Source organism: Streptomyces sp. NPDC101219 (assembly GCF_044767675.1).
Classification (GTDB): domain Bacteria; phylum Actinomycetota; class Actinomycetes; order Streptomycetales; family Streptomycetaceae; genus Streptomyces.
The window spans coordinates 196747-213322 of sequence record NZ_JBIWOK010000013.1 but is presented as its reverse complement, the minus strand read 5'-3'; the positions used below and the strand labels follow the sequence as shown (position 1 = coordinate 213322).

The 16576-nt window shown below is 72.9% G+C and carries 20 protein-coding genes; 4 read left to right on the top strand and 16 right to left on the bottom strand.

Annotated features, from left to right (window positions below; translation table 11 throughout):
- Positions 1 to 136: 136 nt before the first annotated feature.
- A complete protein-coding gene (locus ACIRPP_RS25080) occupies positions 137 to 424 on the bottom strand; it encodes a DUF6158 family protein (RefSeq protein ID WP_403646834.1) in 288 nt (95 codons plus the stop codon).
- Between the two features lie 63 nt (positions 425 to 487).
- Between ACIRPP_RS25080 and ACIRPP_RS25075 the strand changes: the two genes are divergently transcribed.
- Positions 488 to 1672: a Vms1/Ankzf1 family peptidyl-tRNA hydrolase gene (locus ACIRPP_RS25075; RefSeq protein ID WP_403646832.1), complete on the top strand. Its 1185-nt coding sequence runs from the start codon at positions 488 to 490 to the stop codon at positions 1670 to 1672.
- 93 nt (positions 1673 to 1765) lie between these two features.
- Here ACIRPP_RS25075 and ACIRPP_RS25070 read toward each other — a convergent pair whose 3' ends face one another.
- Positions 1766 to 3385, bottom strand: coding sequence for an ABC-F family ATP-binding cassette domain-containing protein (locus ACIRPP_RS25070; RefSeq protein WP_403646830.1), 1620 nt, complete (start codon positions 3383 to 3385; stop codon positions 1766 to 1768).
- A 169-nt stretch (positions 3386 to 3554) separates the two neighbouring features.
- On the opposite strand from ACIRPP_RS25070, the gene ACIRPP_RS25065 reads away from it, so the two are divergent.
- A complete protein-coding gene (locus ACIRPP_RS25065) occupies positions 3555 to 4376 on the top strand; it encodes a class I SAM-dependent methyltransferase (protein ID WP_403646827.1) in 822 nt (273 codons plus the stop codon).
- A gap of 42 nt (positions 4377 to 4418) precedes the next feature.
- On the top strand, positions 4419 to 4589 hold the full coding sequence (locus ACIRPP_RS25060) for a hydrophobic protein (RefSeq protein WP_164338052.1): 171 nt from the start codon (positions 4419 to 4421) through the stop codon (positions 4587 to 4589).
- Positions 4590 to 4614: 25 nt separating this feature from the next.
- Here the strand turns inward: ACIRPP_RS25060 and ACIRPP_RS25055 are convergent, their stop codons facing one another.
- The 13 genes from ACIRPP_RS25055 to ACIRPP_RS24995 all read right to left on the bottom strand — a co-directional run bounded on the left by ACIRPP_RS25055 (position 4615) and on the right by ACIRPP_RS24995 (position 14753).
- Positions 4615 to 4941 carry a gas vesicle protein K gene (locus tag ACIRPP_RS25055; RefSeq protein ID WP_403646825.1) on the bottom strand — a complete coding sequence of 109 codons (327 nt, stop codon included), beginning with the start codon at positions 4939 to 4941 and terminating at the stop codon, positions 4615 to 4617.
- Entirely contained in the window at positions 4938 to 5126 is a 189-nt protein-coding gene (locus ACIRPP_RS25050; RefSeq protein ID WP_403646823.1) for a gas vesicle protein, read from the bottom strand. Before ACIRPP_RS25050 ends, ACIRPP_RS25055 begins: the two co-directional genes overlap by 4 nt.
- Entirely contained in the window at positions 5123 to 5899 is a 777-nt protein-coding gene (locus tag ACIRPP_RS25045) for a GvpL/GvpF family gas vesicle protein (RefSeq protein WP_403646821.1), read from the bottom strand. The genes ACIRPP_RS25050 and ACIRPP_RS25045 overlap by 4 nt, the downstream gene beginning before the upstream one ends.
- Positions 5896 to 6234 carry a gas vesicle protein gene (locus ACIRPP_RS25040; protein WP_403646819.1) on the bottom strand — a complete coding sequence of 113 codons (339 nt, stop codon included), beginning with the start codon at positions 6232 to 6234 and terminating at the stop codon, positions 5896 to 5898. The genes ACIRPP_RS25045 and ACIRPP_RS25040 overlap by 4 nt, the downstream gene beginning before the upstream one ends.
- The gene (locus ACIRPP_RS25035; RefSeq protein WP_403646816.1) at positions 6231 to 7418 is read right to left on the bottom strand and encodes an SRPBCC family protein; all 1188 of its coding nucleotides are present in this window, start codon (positions 7416 to 7418) and stop codon (positions 6231 to 6233) included. Before ACIRPP_RS25035 ends, ACIRPP_RS25040 begins: the two co-directional genes overlap by 4 nt.
- The gene (locus ACIRPP_RS25030; protein ID WP_403646813.1) at positions 7415 to 8074 is read right to left on the bottom strand and encodes a DNA primase; all 660 of its coding nucleotides are present in this window, start codon (positions 8072 to 8074) and stop codon (positions 7415 to 7417) included. The genes ACIRPP_RS25035 and ACIRPP_RS25030 overlap by 4 nt, the downstream gene beginning before the upstream one ends.
- Positions 8071 to 8337 carry a gas vesicle protein GvpG gene (locus tag ACIRPP_RS25025; RefSeq protein ID WP_164338045.1) on the bottom strand — a complete coding sequence of 89 codons (267 nt, stop codon included), beginning with the start codon at positions 8335 to 8337 and terminating at the stop codon, positions 8071 to 8073. The genes ACIRPP_RS25030 and ACIRPP_RS25025 overlap by 4 nt, the downstream gene beginning before the upstream one ends.
- Before the next feature lie 4 nt (positions 8338 to 8341).
- On the bottom strand, positions 8342 to 9115 hold the full coding sequence (locus ACIRPP_RS25020; RefSeq protein ID WP_403646811.1) for a GvpL/GvpF family gas vesicle protein: 774 nt from the start codon (positions 9113 to 9115) through the stop codon (positions 8342 to 8344).
- Positions 9112 to 9540 carry a gas vesicle structural protein GvpA gene (locus tag ACIRPP_RS25015; RefSeq protein WP_164338043.1) on the bottom strand — a complete coding sequence of 143 codons (429 nt, stop codon included), beginning with the start codon at positions 9538 to 9540 and terminating at the stop codon, positions 9112 to 9114. The genes ACIRPP_RS25020 and ACIRPP_RS25015 overlap by 4 nt, the downstream gene beginning before the upstream one ends.
- Positions 9541 to 9586: 46 nt before the next feature.
- A complete protein-coding gene (locus ACIRPP_RS25010) occupies positions 9587 to 10060 on the bottom strand; it encodes a gas vesicle protein (RefSeq protein ID WP_403646807.1) in 474 nt (157 codons plus the stop codon).
- Between the two features lie 87 nt (positions 10061 to 10147).
- A complete protein-coding gene (ligD, locus tag ACIRPP_RS25005) occupies positions 10148 to 11179 on the bottom strand; it encodes a non-homologous end-joining DNA ligase (RefSeq protein ID WP_403646804.1) in 1032 nt (343 codons plus the stop codon).
- Complete coding sequence (locus ACIRPP_RS25000; protein WP_403646801.1) at positions 11176 to 13023, bottom strand: transketolase; 1848 nt, start codon at positions 13021 to 13023, stop codon at positions 11176 to 11178. The genes ligD and ACIRPP_RS25000 overlap by 4 nt, the downstream gene beginning before the upstream one ends.
- Positions 13020 to 14753: an NAD(P)/FAD-dependent oxidoreductase gene (locus tag ACIRPP_RS24995; RefSeq protein WP_403646798.1), complete on the bottom strand. Its 1734-nt coding sequence runs from the start codon at positions 14751 to 14753 to the stop codon at positions 13020 to 13022. The genes ACIRPP_RS25000 and ACIRPP_RS24995 overlap by 4 nt, the downstream gene beginning before the upstream one ends.
- A gap of 144 nt (positions 14754 to 14897) precedes the next feature.
- Between ACIRPP_RS24995 and ACIRPP_RS24990 the strand changes: the two genes are divergently transcribed.
- Positions 14898 to 15860, top strand: coding sequence for an LLM class F420-dependent oxidoreductase (locus ACIRPP_RS24990; RefSeq protein ID WP_403646795.1), 963 nt, complete (start codon positions 14898 to 14900; stop codon positions 15858 to 15860).
- A gap of 132 nt (positions 15861 to 15992) precedes the next feature.
- Here the strand turns inward: ACIRPP_RS24990 and ACIRPP_RS24985 are convergent, their stop codons facing one another.
- Positions 15993 to 16505, bottom strand: a complete 513-nt coding sequence (locus ACIRPP_RS24985) for a phage holin family protein (RefSeq protein WP_403646792.1) — start codon at positions 16503 to 16505, stop codon at positions 15993 to 15995.
- Positions 16506 to 16576 lie beyond the last annotated feature (71 nt).

Here is a 16576-nt window from a genome sequence, read left to right as displayed (position 1 = left end):
CGCATCAGCGTCCTGTTCGCCATGCTCCGCGACGGAACCTTCTACGAACCGAGAAGCCCCCTCGCAGCTTGACGAAAGACATAGAGGCACCCCCCGCGCGCACCGGAAGACCGGCGGGCGTGACCGTCCGGCCGGGTCAGGTGCCCGGGGCGGACGGTGTCGCCGTGTCCGAACCGGTGCGTTCGCGGGCGCCCTCGCGGGTGCGGCCGGCGGCCACCGGACGGTGCGGGTTGCGGCGCAGATACTCGCCCTCCAGCTGGGCCATGCGCTCGTTGTGGGTGCGCAGCGCGTCGTCGGAGCCGTACAGCAGCGTGTCGTGACGCGTGCGGTGGATCGTCTCCAGCTCCTTCATGAGCTGCTGGTCGTCCAGGCGGTCCGGCTCGACTCCGGTCATCGTGGTGCCCCGCTCGTCGTGTTCGTTCATGGTCCCCGGGTACCCGCCCGGTCAGCACAAGCACTACCCCGAGCGGTTTCCGGGAGGGACCCCATGGATCTCGCGTTTCTGCACCCACTCTACGAACGTCCGGGCCCCTGGGCCTCGGTGTACGTCGACACCTCCCGGCACTCCGAGGACACGGCGCACCAGCGGCACCTGACGGCCCGGGCGATGGCCCGGGAGCTGACCGAGCAGGGTGCGGACGAGGCGACGTGCCGGGCCGTGCTCGACGCGGTCGACGGTGCGCCGCCCTCCCCCGGACCGGACGGCCGGGTGCTGTTCGCCCGGGACGGTGAGGTGGTGCTGGAGGCGCCGCTCGCGCGTCCGCCGCACGGCGGTGACTGGGCACGGTGGGCGCCGCTGCCCCGGGTCGCGCCGCTGCTGGAGCTGCTGGGCGAGGACCCCATGGCGGTGGTGGCCTACGTCGACCGCAAGGGCGCGGACTTCGAGCTGCGCAGCGTGCTCGGCCGGGACGACGCCGGCGGGGTCACCGGGCGCCAGTGGCCGGTGCACCGCACGGCGTCCGCCGACTGGTCGGAGCGGCACTTCCAGCTGCGGGTGGAGAACACCTGGGAGCACAACGCGGCGGAGATCGCCGACGCGCTCGCCGTGTGCCAGGAGGAGACCGGTGCCGACCTGCTGATCCTGGTGGGGGACGACCGTGAGCGGCGGGCGGTGCACGAGCGGCTGCCGCAGCGGCTGCACGGTCTGGTGGTGGACGCACCGCACGGCAGCGGCTCCCGGCTGCTGGACGAGGACGTGGAGCGGATCCGCACCGCGCACGTCCGGGAGCGGGAGGCGGCGGAACTGGAACGGTTCCTGGCCGCGCGGGCGCCGGACGACGCGGGCCGGGCGGCGGCCGTCGAGGGGGTCCCCGCGCTGGTCGAGGCGGCGCGCGAGCACCGCATCGACGAGCTGCTCATCCGCCCTGACGGGCCCGACGCGCACCGCGAGGTGTGGATCGGTGAGGACCCCGACCAGGTCGCGGTGCGGCGCACCGATCTGAAGATCCTGGGCGAGCAGCGGTCCTGGTCGGCGCGGGCGGATGACGCGCTGATCCGGTCGGCGGCGATGACGGACGCGTCCGCGCTGGTCGTGGGGGCGGATCTGGACCGCAGCACGCAGGGCGACCTGAACACGGACCGGGACTCCGGCGGCACCGGTGACGCGCCGGACCGGGCGGCAGGCGACGACGCCCCGGTCGGCGGACTGGGAGCCCTGCTCCGCTGGAAATGATCCGGTGCCCACCGTGGCCACGGTGGGCCCGGTGAGCAGGAGGGAGCCCCCGCGGCCGTCGGGCCGCGGGGGCTTCCTCGGGTCCGGCGCCGCTCAGCGGGCGCGTTCCACCCGGCGTTCGTCCCAGACGGGTTCCGGTGTCTCCCGGACCCGGCCGTCGCTGCCGAAGACCAGGAACCGGTCGAAGGAGCGGGCGAACCAGCGGTCGTGGGTGACGGCCACGACCGTGCCCTCGAAGGACTCCAGGCCCTCCTGGAGCGCCTCCGCCGACTCCAGGTCGAGGTTGTCCGTCGGCTCGTCGAGGAGCAGGGCGGTGACGCCCTGGAGTTCCAGCAGGAGGATCTGGAAGCGGGCCTGCTGGCCGCCGGACAGCCGGTCGAAGGTCTGCTCGGCCTGGCCGGTGAGTTCGTAGCGGCGCAGCCGGGACATGGCGGCCCCCCGGTCCTGGGCGTGCTCCTTCCAGAGGATGTCCAGCAGGGTGCGGCCCTCCAGCTCGGGGTGCGCGTGCGTCTGGGCGAAGTGCCCGGGCACGACGCGGGCGCCGAGCCGCCAGTCGCCGGTGTGGCGGACGTCGTCGCCGGCGAGCAGGCGCAGGAAGTGCGACTTGCCGGAGCCGTTGGAGCCGAGCACGGCGACCCGCTCGCCGTAGAACACCTCCAGGTCGAAGGGCCGCATCAGGCCGGTCAGCTCCAGCCGTGCGCAGGTCACCGCGCGGACACCGGTACGGCCGCCCTTCAGGCGCATGGTGATGTCCTGCTCGCGCGGCGGCTCCGGCGGCGGGCCGGCCTCCTCGAACTTGCGCAGCCTGGTCTGGGCCGCCTGGTACCGGGAGGCCATGTCGGGGCTGACGGACGCCGCCTGACGGAGGTTCAGCACCAGCTTCTTCAGCTGGGCGTGCTTCTCGTCCCAGCGCCGGCGGAGCTCCTCGAAGCGGGCGAAGCGTTCCCGGCGGGCCTCGTGGTACGTGGCGAAGCCGCCGCCGTGCACCCAGGCGTCGGCGCCGGTGGGGCTCGGTTCCAGGGAGACGACGCGCTGGGCGGTGCGGGCGAGGAGTTCGCGGTCGTGGGACACGAACAGCACGGTCTTGCGGGTCTCCTCCAGCCGCCCCTCCAGCCACCGCTTGCCGGGCACGTCGAGGTAGTTGTCGGGCTCGTCGAGGAGCAGGACCTGGTCGGTGCCGCGCAGCAGGGCCTCCAGCACGAGGCGTTTCTGCTCACCGCCGGAGAGGGTGCGCACCTGACGCCACTGCGCCTTCTCGTAGGGCACGCCGAGCGCCGCCATCGTGCACATGTCCCACAGCGTCTCCGCCTCGTAGCCGCGGGCCTCCGCCCAGTCGGCGAGGGCCTGGGCGTAGGCGAGCTGGGCGGCCTCGTCGTCGACGGTCATGATCGCGTGTTCGGCCCGGTCCACGGCGCGGGCCGCCTCGCGGATGCGGGGCGTGGCGACCGAGACGAGGAGGTCGCGGACGGTGCTGTCGTCCCGCACGGAACCGACGAACTGACGCATGACGCCGAGCCCGCCCGAGACGCTGACGGATCCGCCGTGCGGCTTCAGCTCACCGGCCAGCAGCCGGAGCAGGGTCGTCTTGCCCGCCCCGTTGGGACCCACGAGGGCCATGACTGCGCCCTCCCCGACGCGGAAGGAGACGTCGCCGAGCAGCGGCCTCCCGTCGGGGAGGCAGTACTCCAGGTGCGCGGCTTCCAGATGACCCATGGACGCGATTGTCCGGGGAGTGCGGGCAGGTGACAAACGCTTTACGGGCCGGTCCTCCGAGCCGGGGGCACCATCCCCTCCGTCCGCATGGCAAGACGCCGGTCTCACATGATGGCGCTTCGGCGTAGCGTGAGGGCCGTCACCACGACACGGGAGGGGTGGGAGCACCATGTCCGCACCGCGGGACAGCGCCGTCTACACGCACGGGCACCACGAGTCGGTCCTCAGGTCGCACACCTGGCGCACGGCCGAGAACTCCGCCGGATACCTGCTCGGCGCGCTGGAGCCCGGCATGCGGATCCTGGACGTGGGCTGCGGGCCCGGCACCATCACCGCCGACCTGGCGGAGCGGGTTCCCGGCGGTCACGTCACGGGCCTGGACCGGGCCCCCGGGATCCTGGCGCAGGCGCGGGCGACGGCCCGTCAGCGGGACCTGACCGCCGTCGACTTCACGGTCGGCGACGTGCACGCGCTGGGCTTCCCCGACGACACGTTCTGTGTGGTCCACGCCCACCAGGTGCTCCAGCACGTCGGCGATCCGGTGGGCGCCCTGCGGGAGATGCGGCGGGTGACGCGGCCGGGCGGGCTGATCGCCGTGCGGGACTCCGACTACGCCGCCATGACCTGGTACCCGGCGTCCCCCGGCCTGGACGACTGGCTGTACCTGTACCGCCGGGTGGCCCGTGCCAACGGGGGCGAGCCGGATGCCGGGCGGCGGCTGAAGTCCTGGGCCCTGGCGGCCGGGTGGACCGATGTGCGGGCCACCTCGTCCACCTGGACCTTCTCGACGGCGGACGAGCGGGCGTGGTGGAGCGGCCTGTGGGCGGACCGCACCGTGGCGTCGTCCTATGCGGAGCGGGCCGTCGACGGCGGATTCACCACCCGTGCCGGGCTGCGGGCGGTGGCGGACGCCTGGCGGGAATGGGGCGCTCGGGACGACGGATGGTTCAGTGTGCTGCACGGCGAAATTCTTTGCCGCAAGGAAGCCTGAAACCAGAATTAGGGGCAATCAGAGTGTCAGGAGGTTGACACTATGGTTCCGATTCTGCTCGTACTGCTTCTGGCCCTCATCCTTTTCGGTGCGGGATTCGCGGTAAAGGCTCTTTGGTGGATAGCGGTGGCGGTGCTGGTCGTCTGGCTGCTGGGATTCGTGATGCGCAGCACCACGGCGGGCGGAGGCAGGGGCCGCTGGTACCGGTGGTGACCCGCCGGTGAGGTGCCCCGGGGCGTCAGTCCCGGGGCAGCAGCGGTCCCAGCGGCCCGAGGTCCAGATTCAGGTCCTCGGGCCGCAGTCCGTAGCGCTCGCGCAGTTCCGTCATGCGCTCCTCCAGAAGCATCAGGGTGAGCCCGACGCGCTCCTCCTGCTCCTCGGTCAGGTCCCCGACGTCGAAGCGGCGCAGCGCCTGGCGCTCCATGAGCTGGCGCAGCAACTCCACTACGGTGAGCACGAGTTTGACGAGGTCCCGCTCGACCGTGTCGGGTTCCAGGTCCACCCGGTGACGGCGGCCGCGATGCGGCCGCCCGTCGGGGTGCTCGTCGTGCGGACGGCCGGTCACCGCAGCTCCTGGAAGGGTGACGGGACGTTCTCGTTGACCGAGCTGATGAGCGCGTTCAGATCGATCCGGACGAGATCCACGTCCGCGATGCGCAGGGTGATGTCGCCGGTGATGACGACCCCGCCGGCCAGCAGCCGGTCGAGCAGGTCCACCAGGGCGATCTCCCGGTGTTCGACGACGGTCACGACCCCTCCCCCACGGTGGATTCCTCACCGGCGAACGAATAGGCGGCCCACGGTCCGGTGAGTTCCACGCGAATTCCCGGCATACCGTCCTTCGTCCTTTCCACCCTTTCCACGAACGCCTCGGACTGTGCGCGCGGAACCAGATAGGCCGCGTTGAGCACATTCCGCCCGGAGGCGCCGGAGAGGGTGGGATTCTGCGGTGCGTGCAGCCGGGAGTCCTCGGCGTGTTCCCGCAGTGTCTCGTGCAGCCGGGCCGCGAAGGTCTCGGCCTTTCCCCACCGGTCCTCCCGGGATTTCGTCTGCATGCGGCGCTGCCGCAGATAGTCCCGGCCCGAGGCGGGCTTCGGCGCGGGCTCGGCCGGCGCCGGCGGCGGTTCGTCCTCCACGTACACCTTGACGCCCCACTCCACCCGGCCCTCCAGCCGGTCCAGGGTGCGCAGGAAGCCCTCCTCGCGGGTCTCCATCATCGTGCGGACGCCGCTGTCGTCGCGGAACACGGTTCCCAGCCGCAGCGGCAGCGGGGTGGTGACGGTGGTCAGCGCGTCGATGACGCCCTGGTGGGCGCGGGCGACCGCGGTGAGCCAGTCCAGGTCCTCGAGGTGCGCGTGCAGCGGTTCCTCGGCGAAGTCGGCCTCCGGCACATGGCTGACGACGGCCACCAGGCCGTGGTGGCCCAGCAGCCGGGGCGGCGCGCCGGCCACCCCGGTCAGCTGGGCCTGGAGCGGGGTGCCGAAGGGCCGGCAGACGGCGTAGACGTACCGCAGTCCGGTCACGGGGCCTCCTCCTGGGCGCGACGGGGCTCCAGCTCCTCCAGCCGGGCCAGTCGCTCACGCAACTCGGCGTTCTCCCGGGCCAGTTCGTCGCGCCGGGCACGCGAGGACAGTGCCGGGTCGGTCTCCCACCAGTCGATGCCCATCTCCTTCGCCTTGTCGACCGAGGCCACGATGAGGCGCAGCTTGATGGTGAGCAGTTCGATGTCGAGCAGATTGATGCGGATGTCACCCGCGATGACGATCCCCTTGTCGAGCACCCGTTCCAGGATGTCGGCCAGATTGGCTCCGCTGCCCTGCCCGTAGTACGGGTCGGGTGCCCGACGGGGGGTGGTCATCGCCGGCTCCCGCCCTCGGCGTACTCGTCCTCGGCCTCGTCCTCGTAGGTGTCCTCCGCCTCCGGCTCGTCGTACTCCTCGTCGTCCTCGTACTCGTCGTCGTACTCGTCGGCCGGCTCGTCCTCCGGCTCGTCCCCGGGTTCCTCGTCCCGCGCGGACTCGTCGTCGGGCTCGTCCTCGTACTCCTCGTCGGCGTCGTCGGTCTCGTCCTCGGCCCGGGCTTCGCCCTCGTCCTCCGCCTCGTCCTCGGGTCCGCCCTCGCCGTCGCCCTCGTCGCCGGAGGTCTCGTCCTGCTCCTGTTCCTCCTCGGCGACCGCGTCCTCGTGGCTCTGCACGACCTCGCCGTCGCGGATCTCTCCGCGCCAGCTGTCCTCCGCCTCGCCCTTGATGGTGATGAAGCGGGCGAAGTTCTTCAGGTCGAGCCGGGCCCGGCGGCCCTGGGCGCGCCAGATGTTGCCGGTCTTCTCGAAGAAGCCCGAGGGGTAGTACTCGATGACCAGCAGCACCCGCGTGAGGTTCTCGCCGAGGGAGTGGAAGGAGACGACGCCCTTCGTCGTGCCCTTGGCGCCCTCCGAGGTCCACGCGATGCGGTCGTCGGGGACCTGCTCGGTTGTCTGCGCCTTCCAGCTGCGGTTGGACCACCAGACCTTGGCCTGCCAGTCCGAGGTGGTGTCGTCGGACTTGTTGGCACTCTTGACGCCCTTGGCGAAGGTGCTGAAGTCCTGGTACTGCGTCCACTGGTCGTAGGCGGTGCGGACCGGCACCCCGATGTCGATCTGCTCCATGATGACGGTGGGCTTCTTGCCGGCGGAGCGCTTGCGCTTGCTCTTCCCTCCGCCGCCGAGTCCCTTGAGTGCGCCCATGACGTTGTCCTTGGCACGGGAGGCGCCCACCTCGACGGCGCTGCGCAGGGGGCTCTTGCCCTCGGCGATCTTGCGGCCTCCGTCGAGTGCGAGCCGGGCGAAGCCGGGGCTGTTGCCCTCGGCGATGTCGTTCAGCTTGTTGGTGGTCTCCCCCAGCTTGGTGCCGACTCCGGTCAGCAGGCGGGTGGCCTGGGCCGCGAGGTACTCCTGCACCTCGGCCTTGAGGCGGTCGGCGGCCTCGCTGTGGGCGAGATCGGCGAGCGGGTTCTGCTTCTCCCCGTCGCGTCCCGCGCCGGTGGCCGAGCCGAGTGTGTCGCTCATCCCTCACCGCCTCCCTTCCGCGAGCGGGAGCGGGCACCGCGCGCCGCGGCCGAGGTCTTCTTGGCTGCGGTCTTCTTGGCGGCCTTCTTCGCCGGCGCCGCCTTCTTCGCGGGCGCCCTCTTCGCCGGCGCCTTCTTGGCGGCCTTCTTGGCGGGCTCGGACTTCCTGGCCCGCGCGGGAGCCCGTTCCTCCCGCTCCGGTTCGTCCTCGCCCTCGTCCTCGTCGTCGCGGGTGCCGCGGGTGTCGTCCGTGTCGTCGGCGTCGTCGAGGTCGTCCTCGGGTTCGTCCGCCTCGTCGCGGGCGTCCTCGTCCTCGTCTTCGCCCCGGTCCGTGGCGCCGCCGCCCGCGAGCTGGTCGCGCATCTGCGCGGTCCGGCCGTGCAGCCGGTCGGCGAGCGAGTCGAGCTGCCGCTCGATCATCGCACCGGAGGCGGCCTTGCCGACCCCGCGCAGATCGCCGCGCAGCTGGTCACCGATCTCCTTGAACTGCGGGTTGTTCCGCAGCTGCTGGGACACCAGCTCCCCGACCATCTTCGGGCTGAGGTTGAGTTTCTTCCCGGCCACGAGTCCGCCGACGGCCAGCGCCATCTTCAGCTTCTTCGTCCGGCCGAGAAGGTAGCCGGCCCCTATCGCGAGGCCGAGTCCCGTTCGATTCATTGTGGTGCCGTCCCGTCCCCTGTACCCGCGCCTGTGCGCGTTGCGGTCTCCAGCCGGTCGAGGAGTTCGTCCTCCTGCCGGTCGAACTCCTCCTCGGTGATCTCTCCGGCCTCCAACTGCTCTTCGAGCCGGGCCAGTTCTGCACGGATCGTGGCAGGGTCGTAGTAGATGCGCTCCGCTTCCCGGAGCACCTGCCGGATGGCCCAGCCGCTGCCGCGCACCGGGGCGAACGGCAGCAGCAGGACCTCCGAGATCAGACCCATGACGTCACCCCGCTCCGGCGTCCGCCCCGCCCGCCGTGCTGGCCGCCGGTTCGGCCGGTCCGGGCTCGACGAAGCTGTACGGGGGCAGCGGGCCGTTCAGCCGCACCTCCAGGTGGGGCATGTCCTTGCGCAGCTGCTCCACTGCGGACAGGAAGTTCTCCGCCGAGTCCCGCTTCACGAGGAAGGAGACGTTGGCGAGCCAGCCGGAGGACTCCGGGCCCACGCTGACCGCGTCCGCGGCCGGTTCCAGGGCCCTCTGCACGGCGGCACCGTCCTCCGCCTCCTGGGCCTGCACCGCACCGGCGACCATCTCGCCCAGGTGGATCTTGTCCTCGTAACTGCCTCCGCCGGACTGGCGGTTGGCCTCGGCGAGGGCGCGGATCTCCGGGTTGCCGGCCATCACGTGGTGCAGGACTGCCTCTTCGACATGGTTGGCCTTGACGTTGTACTCGACGCGGCCGTCCAGGGCGCGCAGGCGCTCCTCGTAGTGGTCGGCGCGCTCGGCGAGCACCGCCGTCACCGACTCGTCGTCCTCGGCGACCGAGCCGAAGCGCATCGGCAGCACACAGCCGGCGGCGCCGGTCTCGCTGAGCACGTTCTGGTGGGCGAGCAGCTCCCGCCGCTTGGGACGCAGCCCCTCGGGGGCGTCACTGACGAGAGCCGTCAGGGAGCCCACCGTCAGCAGTCGCACGGGGCGCGACGGGTCGCCGACGCCGCCCATGCCCTCGGGCAGCGCGGGGTGCGAGCTCGCCGTGATGCCGTAGACGTAGGTGCTCACTGCTCCTCCTTCCGGCGCGAGGAGGTGCTCTTACGGGCGCGGGGGCGGGACTCGGTCTCCTCCTCCGACTCACCCCGGGCCTGCTTGAAGGCGTCCGAGATGGTCTCGGCGGCGCCGGACAGCGCCCCCTTGGACTTCCCGCGGGCTCCCGACTCGGTCATCTCGCCGACCAGATCGGGCAGACCCGGGTCCTTGCGGGGCCCGGCCTCCAGGTCGAGGCGGTTGCACGCCTCCGCGAACCGCAGATAGGTGTCCACGCTGGCGACGACGACCCGCACGTCGATCTTGAGGATCTCGATGCCGACCAGGGACACGCGCACGAATGCGTCGATGACGAGCCCCCTGTCGAGTACGAGCTCGAGTACGTCGTAGAGGCCGCTGCTGCCGCCTCCGCCACCGGATTGCTGTGCCGGTACGACTGTCATGTGCGGCTTATCCTCCTCGGTAGATATGTGGGTCCGGTCGGGCGGCCTAGCGGCCGCCGCCCCTGCGTGCGTCGGAACGTCCTCGCTCGTAGCGCCGGACGCGGCGGTAACCGGTGAGCAGACCTTCGTGGTCCAGCTCCACCTGGTAGCTCGCCATCAGGCTCATCGTGTCGGGCACGCGCTCCAGTTCGAGCACTTCGATCTCCAGTGCCCAGCCCTGCTCCGTCCGCTCGAAGGACGACACGGACTCGGCTTCCCGGCCGGTGAGCTCCGCCAGCTGTCCGCGCGCCTGGCGCAGCACCTCCATCGGGCCCATCTGCCGGGTCTGCGTGCTGGTCTCCGTCGGCTTTCCGGTCTGCCCCGATCCGCCGGACTCCCCGGATTTCCGGGCCGTCGTCCCGGTCTTCCGGGTTCTCCGCGGGGCCGGGGACTTCTTACGGGGTTCCTGCGTCTCCTGGTCTTCCTGGGGTTCCTGGGTTTCGCGGGAACTCTGTGGTTCCTCGGTGTTCTCGTTCGACATGGCCACCTCCCCCTCCGTGTGGCCGCAAGTCAGTTCGTCAAACCTCCACCGGCTCACCCGATTGCCACACCCGGGTCGCGGTTCCGGTCACCGGGCGGGCACGTTCCGTTCACGGCCGGAGCCCGCCGGACGGGCCGCGGGCCAGCCGCGCAGGGCGTCGAGTCTGCGGCGGGCAGGGCCCAGGGCACGGCCGCGGCGCAGCAGCCCGCCCCAGGGGTCGGTGCGGGCGTGTTCGACGGCGTCGGCGACGGTCCAGCGGCGGGCGTGCAGCTCCGGGTCGTCCAGCTGCTCCCAGGGCACGGGAGCCGCGACGGGGGCACCGGGGAGGGCGCGCACGGTCCAGGGGGCGACCGCGGTCTGCGCGTAGGCGTTGCGCTGGACGTCGAGGTAGAGCCGGTCGCCGCGGTCCTTCTTGCGGGCCGCGGTGGTGAGGCGGTCGGGATGGGCGGCGGCCAGGGTGTCGGCGACGTCGCGGGCGAAGGCGCGCACCGCGTCGAAGCCCTGCCCGCGGTCCAGCGGCACGATGACGTGCAGACCGCGCGAGCCGGTGGTCATCAGGGCGGACGGCAGGCGCAGCTCGTCGAGCAGCTCCCCCAGCACCCGCGCGGTCCACCGCACCGTCTGGAAGGCGTCCCGGCCCTCCCCGGAGGGGTCGAGGTCGAAGACCAGCCGGTCGGGCCGCTCCAGGGGGTCGGCGCCGTCCCTGCCCTGCCGGGAGCGGGACGGGCCGGCCCGGGACAGCCAGCGGTGCAGGGTGACGGCCGCCTGGTCGACGAGGTGGAGCAGCGTCGCGGTGTCGTCGCACACGGTGTGCGTGACCGTGCCGCCCTCCTTGCCGACCTCGACCCGGGTGATCCACTCCGGGTAGTGCTCAGGGGTGTTCTTCTGCATGAAGGCCGGCCCGTCGATGCCGTCCGGACGCCGGTCCAGCATCAGGGGGCGGCCCCGCACGTGGGGCAGCAGGTACGGCGCGACGGCCCGGTGGTAGTCGGCCAGATCGCCCTTGGTGTACTCCGGGGTGCCCCGCCCGCCGGGGAAGAACACCTTGTCCGGCCGGCGGATCCGCACGCTGCGGCGGCCGGCCCGGACCGTGCGCGCCGAGCCCCCGCCGTCGCTCACGGCACGATCGCCTCCTCCACCAGCAGCCGCCCGGCCGCCGCGATCGACCCCGCGTCGATGCCGGCGGCCCGCAGCTGCTCCTCGGGGGACGCCGACCCGGGCATGTCGCGCACCGCGAGCCGGACCAGGCGCGGCACGGGGCTCCCGTCGGCGAAGGCCTCCGCTACGGCGTCGCCGAGCCCGCCCTCCGGGTGGTGGTCCTCCACGGTGACCAGGCAGCCGGTGTCCTCGGCGGCCCGGCGCAGGGTGTCGCGGTCGACCGGCTTGAGCGAGTACAGGTCGATCACCCGGACCGCGATGCCCTCCTCCTGCAGCGCGTCCGCCGCGCTCAGTGCCTCGGGCACCGTCACCCCGGCCCCGACCAGGGTGAGCCGGTCCCGGTCCGACGCACGCAGCACCTTGCTGCCGCCGACCGGGAACTCCTCGTCCGGCCCGTAGATCACCGCGCTCTCCCCGCGCGACGTGCGCAGGTAGCGGATGCCGTTGAGGCCCGCCATCGCGGCCACCAGCCGGGCCGTCTGGTTGGCGTCGCACGGGTACAGCACGGTCGAACCGTGGACCGCCCGCATCATCGCCAGGTCCTCCAGGCCCATCTGGCTCGGCCCGTCCTGCCCGATGGCGACGCCCGCGTGGGAGCCGACCAGGTTCAGGCAGGAGCCGCTGACCGACGCCATCCGGATGAAGTCGTGGGCGCGGGTCAGGAACGCGGCGAAGGTGGACGCGTACGGCACCCAGCCCCGGGAGGCCATCCCGACCGCGGTGGCCACCATCTGCTGCTCGGCGATGTAGCACTCGAAGTAGCGCTCGGGGTGCTCCTTGGCGAAGAACTCCGCGCGGGTGGAGTCGCCGACCTCGCCGTCGAGGGCCACGACGTCGGCGCGCGCGGTGCCGAGAGCCGTGAGGGCCTCACCGAAGGCGTTCCGGGTCGCCACCTCCTCGCCCCGGTCCCAGCGGGGCAGCGCCGCCTCACCGGTGGGCACGGCGTGCGGGGCGTGGGTCTCGGGCGGTTCGGGCACCCGTACGCGCAGGTCGCGGCGGCCGCCCAGTTCGGCGATCGCGTCCTCGGCCTCGGGCAGCGGCTTGCCGTGCTGGCCCTCCCGGTCCTCGACCGCCGCGACGCCCTTGCCCTTGAGGGTGCGGGCGAGGATCGCGGTCGGCCGGCCCAGGGTCGAGACGGCCTCCCCGAAGGCCCGGTCGAGGGCGTCCACGTCGTGGCCGTCCACCTCGGTGGTGTGCCAGCCGAAGGCCTGGAAGCGGCGGGCGTAGGCGGCGAGGTCGTGGCCGTGCCGGGTGGGGCCGCGCTGACCGAGCCGGTTGACGTCCACGATCACGGTCAGGTTGTCCAGGTGCTCGTGGGCGGCGTGTTCCGCGGCCTCCCAGATTGATCCCTCGGCCATCTCGCTGTCCCCGCACAGCACCCAGACCCGGTAGTCGGCCCGGTCGAGCCGCTTCCCGGACAGCGCGATCCCCACGCCGACCGGCAGGCCCTGGCCGAGCGAACCGGTGGCCGTCTCCACGTAGGGCAGCTGCCGGGGCGTGGGGTGGCCCTCCAGGCGGCTGCCCGCCGTGCGGAAGGTGAGCAGTTCGTCGTCGTCGATGGCGCCGGCCGCCTTGTAGGCGGCGTACATCAGCGGGGAGGCATGGCCCTTGGAGAGGACGAGCCGGTCGTTGCCGGGGTGGCCGGGGCGGTCGAAGTCGTACCGGAAGTGGTGGGCGAACAGCACGGCCATCACGTCGGCGGCGGACATCGAGGACGTGGGATGCCCGGAGCCCGCGGCGGCCGCGGCGCGCACGCTGTCCACACGCAACTGCTGTCCGAGCTCGGTGAGTTCACCGGTGTTCATGAGTCTCCTTCGGCGCGGTCGCCGGGGTTGTCGGTGCGTTTGACGGGGCCGGGGGCGTCGTGGGCCGGGCCCGCCCGCGAGGGCTGGTTCTTCGCGGGCACACCGCCCGGCTGGTTCCTGGCGGGTTCGCCGCCGGGCTGGTTCTTCGCCGGCTCACCACCGGGCTGGTTCTTCGCGGGTTCGTCACCGGCCCGGTCCTTCGCGGGTCCGCCGTCCGCCCGGTCCCCGGAGGACGCGTCGGACCCGTCGGACCCGTCGGACCCGTCGGACCCGTCGGACCCGTCGGACCCGTCGGACCCGTCGGACCCGTCGGACCCGTCGGACGCGCTGGACGCGTCCTCGGCGTCGCGCCGCCCGCCGTCCTCGGCGGGCCGGCCGGTGCCGCCGTTCTCGCCGGACGGCCCGCGTTCCGGCGGGCCGGGCATCCGGGCCAGCTCCGGGGACGCCGTGTCCAGCGGCACCGACCAGGACCGGACGAGGCCCAGCTGGACGGCCTGGCGGGGGAGCACCGCGTCCAGCAGCCAGTCGGCGGCCACCCGCACCCGGTTGCCCGGCATCGCCGCCAGGTGGTAGCCGCGGGTCACGAGCCCGGCCACCGGCCCGGACAGCGGCACGCCCAGCGGGTCGGCGGCGGCCTGGACACCGCCCAGGTCCACGACGAACCCCAGGTCCTTGTGCCGGTAGGCGCGCCGCTCCCCGTCGCCGAGGGACGCGGCGATGTTCTGCGCGCAGACCTTGCCCTGCCGCCAGGCGTGCTGCGCGGTCATCGGGGTGTACTGCCCCGGCTTCTCCAGGTCCGGCACGGCCGCCGCGTCACCGCACGCGAACACCTCCGGACGTCCCGGCACCTGCAGGTGCGGGTCGACGAGCAGCCGTCCGCGCTCCATGGGCAGGCCGAGGGACTCGGCGAGCGGGTCGGGCCGCACCCCCACGCACCACACCAGCGTCCGGGTGTCGACGAACTCGCCGTCGGTGAGCAGCACGCCGTCGGGTTTCGCCTCCTTGACGGAGGTGCCCATCCGCACGTCCACCCCGCGCTCGCGCAGCACCCGGTCGGCGGTGCGGGAGAGCCGTTCGTCCAGTTCGGGCAGGACCCGGTCGGCGATGTCCAGCAGCATCCAGCGCGGCCGCATCCCGGTGCGCATGGGGTGCCTGTGGACCTGGGAGTCGGTGAACAGCTTGCCGTGCGCCGCGACTTCGGTGCCCGTGTAGCCGGCGCCGACCACGACGAAGGTGCAGCGGCTGGAGCACTCGGCCGGGTCGTCGGTGGCGGACGCGAGCTCCACCTGCCGGGTCACGTGGTCCCGCAGGTACAGCGCCTCCGGCAGGCCGCGGAACCCGTGCGCGTGCTCGGCGACACCGGGGATGGGCAGCAGCTTGTTGACACTGCCGGCGGCCAGCACCAGCCGGTCGTAGGACAGGCTGCCGCCGTCGCCCTCCGGCCCGGTGTAGTGCACCGTGCGCCCGTCGAGGTCGATGCGGTCGGCCTCCCCCAGCACCAGCCGGACGTGCGGCAGCGTGCCGGACAGGGAGACGGTGACCCGGCGGGGCTCCAGGATGCCCGCCGCGACCTGCGGCAGCAGCGGGAGGTAGAGGAAGTAGTCGGTCGGGTTCAGCAGGGTGATCTCGGCCCGGCCCCGGGCCAGCCGGGACAGGGTCTGCGCGGTGCGGTACCCGGCGAAGCCCGCACCGACGATCAGGATGCGGGGTCGGCTCGAGGTTCGGCTCACGGTTGGTCCTCCGGCGCTGTCGGCGTACCTCGGGAGACTTCCGCGTCCCCCCGGCCGCCCCGGCCAAACGTGGGCCGGTTTCCGCCCGGGGCCCCGGGTACCCGGAACCGGACCCGAGCCGCCCCCGTCGCGGAAGGCGCCCTCATGCCCGAGTACGGCTATTTCCTCTCGTGCGAGCAGTACGGTCCGGCGGAGCTGATCGAACAGGCCCGGATGGCCGAACAGGCCGGATTCGAGTCCCTGTGGATCTCCGACCACTACCACCCCTGGAACGACGAGCAGGGGCAGAGTCCCTTCGTGTGGTCGGTGATCGGCGCGCTGTCGGAGGCGGTGTCCCTGCCGGTGGGCACGGCCGTGACCTGCCCGACGGTGCGGACGCATCCGGCGGTCGTGGCGCACGCGGCGGCGACGGCGGCGGTGATGTCCGACGGCCGGTTCCGCCTGGGCGTCGGCACCGGCGAGGCGCTCAACGAGCACATCCTGGGCGACGCCTGGCCCCCCGCGCACATCCGGCTGGACATGCTGGAGGAGGCCGTCCAGATCATGCGGCGGCTGTTCTCCGGCGAGGAGGTCAACCACCACGGCACGCACTACACCGTGGAGAACGCCCGTCTGTACACCGTCCCGGACGAGCCCGTACCGGTCGACATCTCCGGCTTCGGACCGGCGGCGACGAAACTGGCCGCCCGCGTCGGCGACGGCTACATCACGATGATGCCGGACGCCTCGATGGTCGAGCAGTACCGCAAAGGCGGGGGCGGCGGGAAGCCGGTGAGCGGCGGCACCAAGGTCTGCTACGGCACCGACCGCGAGGAGTGCGTGCGCACCGTCCACCGCCTCTGGGCCAACGAACAGCTGCCCGGCGAGCTGGGGCAGGTGCTGCCCTCTCCGAAACACTTCGAGCAGGCCCAGCAGTTGGTGACCGAGGACATGGTCCGGGACAGCAGGGTGTGCGGGGACGACGTCGACGAGCACGTGGCGGAGCTGCGGGCCTTCGCGGACGCGGGCTTCGACCGCATCTACGTCAACCAGATCGGTCCCAACCTGCAGGGCTTCTTCGACTTCTACCGCACGAAGGTGCTGCCGCAGCTCCGGCAGGGGCAGTAGGCCGCCTCTGGCCCCTGACGGAGCCGCGGCAGGGACCGTCCGCCGCGGGGACTCAGCCGTGCGGCCCGCGGACCGCGTACGCCACGGCCCCTGGGTCCGCCGTCGTCCGGGTTGCTGTCGTCCGGGCCCGGGTCACGACCGGTGGCCGTGGTCCCCGGGGCCGGTCCCGCCGGGGTGCGGCGGTTCGACGCCCGCCGTCGGCGGAGCGGGCGGCACCGGCGGGACCTGACCGGGGACGTTCGGCCCCGGGGGCGGGGCGGTCGGCGGCACGGGAGCACCGTGGCCGCCGGCCGGGCCCGCCTGACCGGGGACGTCCGGCCGGGCCGGCGCTCCGGGCGTCGTGGACGCCGCGGGCGCCGGCCGGGCCGCGCCGCGCAGGGCGTAGGCCGCCGCGGCCAGGATCACGGCCGTGATCAGCGCGGCGGCCCAGTCGGGCAGGACCAGGGCGAGCGCGAGCCCCACCGCGAGCGCCAGCGCGGCCCCCGCGTACAGGGCGGTCGCGCCGGACGCGGCGTACAGCGCCGCCTTGCGGCGCTGCTTGCGGGTCTGCTCGCGCAGTTCGTCGCGCACCGTCTCGCGTGCCACCTGGGCCAGTTCGTCGACCAGGTGCTTGTCCAGATGCTGCAAGTGCTCCAAACGCTGCATGGCGCGCCGGGTACCCGCCCGCCCGGCGACGTAACGCCGCGCGACCGGGCGTCGCGGATCGGACGTGGACG